The 2,413-nt window shown below is 67.3% G+C and carries 1 pseudogene; it reads left to right on the forward strand.

The window, feature by feature from the left end:
* Positions 1–2,413 (forward strand): annotated as a pseudogene (locus EN745_RS33670) (AsmA family protein); the annotation flags it as partial.

Here is a 2,413-nt window from a genome sequence, read left to right on the forward strand (position 1 = left end):
CGACTGGGCAGGCTACCGCGCCGATTTCGAGCGCGAGGCGAGCGCCATCCTCGGCCGCAAGGTCACCGTCGAGGGTGACGCCACGGCAAGGCTGCTGCCGTTTCCCTCGGTGACCTTCTCCAATGTTTCGGTCGCCGGCGGTCCCGACGGCCAGCCGGCGATGACGGTCGAGACCTTCTCGATGGATGCGGAGCTGGCACCCTTCCTGCGTGGCGAGGTGCTGATCTTCGACATGCGGCTGGTGCGGCCGAAGGCGACGATCGACATCGCCGCCGACGGCACGGTCGACTGGGCGATGCGGCCGACCTCGCCCTTCGATCTCAACCAGATCGCGATCGAGAAGCTGACGGTGACGGAAGGCGAGGTCGCCTTGCGCCATGCCGCCGGCGGGCGCAGCCACCTGATTTCCGAGATCAATTCGACCATCTCGGCGAAGTCGCTCGCCGGGCCATGGCGGATGGATGGAACGCTCAAGCTCGACGGGCTGCGCACCAATGTCACTGCCTCGACCGGCAGAGCCGAAGGCAATGGCCAGATGCGGCTGCGGCTGAAGGCCGATCCGGACGCCTATCCGCTGGTCATCGAGACCGACGGCAATGCCGGCCTCGTCAAGGGCGCCGTCGCCTATTCCGGCCAGTTCAAGATCTCCGGCAACGACAGGAATTCGGCCGAGCTGCGCGGCACCGGCGGCGAGACGGTGAAGGTCTCGGCCGGCAAGCCAGATCCAGGCTTCCGGCTCAACGGCAAGTTCTCGCTCGATCACCAGAAGCTCGCCTTCGACGAGTTCCGCTTCGAGACCGGACCGCTCGACAATCCGTATACCGCCGACGGCAAAGCCTCCGTCAATCTCGGACCGAACCCGCGCTTTTCGATCGAGGCCAATGGCGCGCAGGTGCAGTTCGATGAAGCCGTCGGCGCCGCCGCAGTCACCGGCGTAACGCTCGACCAGCGCGTCAATGCGCTGGAGCAGGCGCTTCTGCATATGCCGAAGCCGACCATCCCAGGGACCGTCGAGGTGAGACTGCCGGCCGTGGTCGCCGGTGACACGACGGTGCGCGACGTCCACCTCTCGGCCGAGCCGGCCGAAGGCGGCTGGTCGGTGAAGTCGCTTGCCGCGACCTTGCCCGGCCGCGCCACTCTCGAAGCCAACGGCATGCTCAGCGTCGAGGACCATTTCGGCTTCAGCGGCTCGCTGCTGCTCGCCGTGGCGCAGCCGTCGGGCTTCGCCGCCTGGTTGTCCAGGGATGTCGACGAGGCGATCCGCCGGCTGCCGGCCGCCGGTTTCAAGGCCAAGGTCGATCTCAGCGAAAAGCGGCAGGCCTTCAGCGATCTCGAACTGATCCTCGGCAAGGCGAAGTTTTCCGGCCGCATCGATTCCAGCCAGCCGGACGACGCCAGGCCTTCGGTGCTGATGCGGCTGGAGGGCGGCGAGCTCGACGTCGACGGGCTGGCGGCTTTCGCCTCGATCTTCGTCAGCGACAAGGGCGCCAACCGGTTTTCCGACCGCGACCTCGACTTCCAGATCAAGGCCGGGCCGGTCAGCGCCGGCGGGCTGACGGCCGACATGGTCGACACGGCGCTGAGGCTGCGTAAGGGATTGCTCGAGATCGACCGGCTGTCGGTCGGTGGCCTGGCCGGCACCTCGATCAGCGCCACAGGGCGGATCAAGGATTTCCCAGAGAGCCCGACCGGCAAGCTCGATGCCTCCGTGGTCGCCGTCGATCTCAAGCCGCTGGTCGACGTGGCCGCCCAGCACTATCCCGACAATGAGCTGCTGAAAGGACTGGCGGCCCGGGTGGCCGCCTATCCGCAACTGCTCCAGGATGCCCGTATCGATCTGGTGACGAGCGCCGCCGATAATGGCGACGGCACGATCGGCCTGGCGATGAGCGCGCAAGGCAAGGCGGGCGGCTCGGCCTTTTCGGCATCGCTGTCGGGCAAGGGCAAGGCCGATCAGCTGGCCGAAGCGCCGCTGGCGCTGACCTTCAACGCCAGGAGCCCGGATGCCGCCGCGTTGCTGGCGCTCTACGGCCTGCCGGCATTGCCGCTCGGCATGTTGGGTGAGGCGACCACCGATATCTCCGCCAAGGGCTCGCTCAGCGGCGGGCTGGCGACGGACTTCAGCTTGGCGGCCGACGACTTCAAGGCCGAGTTCCAGGGAACGGTTGCCGATACGCCGCAACAGGGCGTGTCGGCCAAGGGTAAGGTCAGTCTCGAAGGTTCCGACATCGAGCCCTGGCTGATGACGACCGGCGTCGGCCTGCCGGGCATGGGGACGGGAACCTCGGCCTCGCTGGCTGCAGATGCCGATTTCGGCAGCGGTCTGCTGGTGCTGAGCGGGCTGAACGGCGCCATCAACGAGGCGGCCGTTTCCGGCGACGTCAATGTCGACGTGAAGGATGGAATGCCGCAC

Origin of the sequence: Mesorhizobium sp. M4A.F.Ca.ET.022.05.2.1, assembly GCF_003998845.1 — a bacterium.
Classification (GTDB): domain Bacteria; phylum Pseudomonadota; class Alphaproteobacteria; order Rhizobiales; family Rhizobiaceae; genus Mesorhizobium.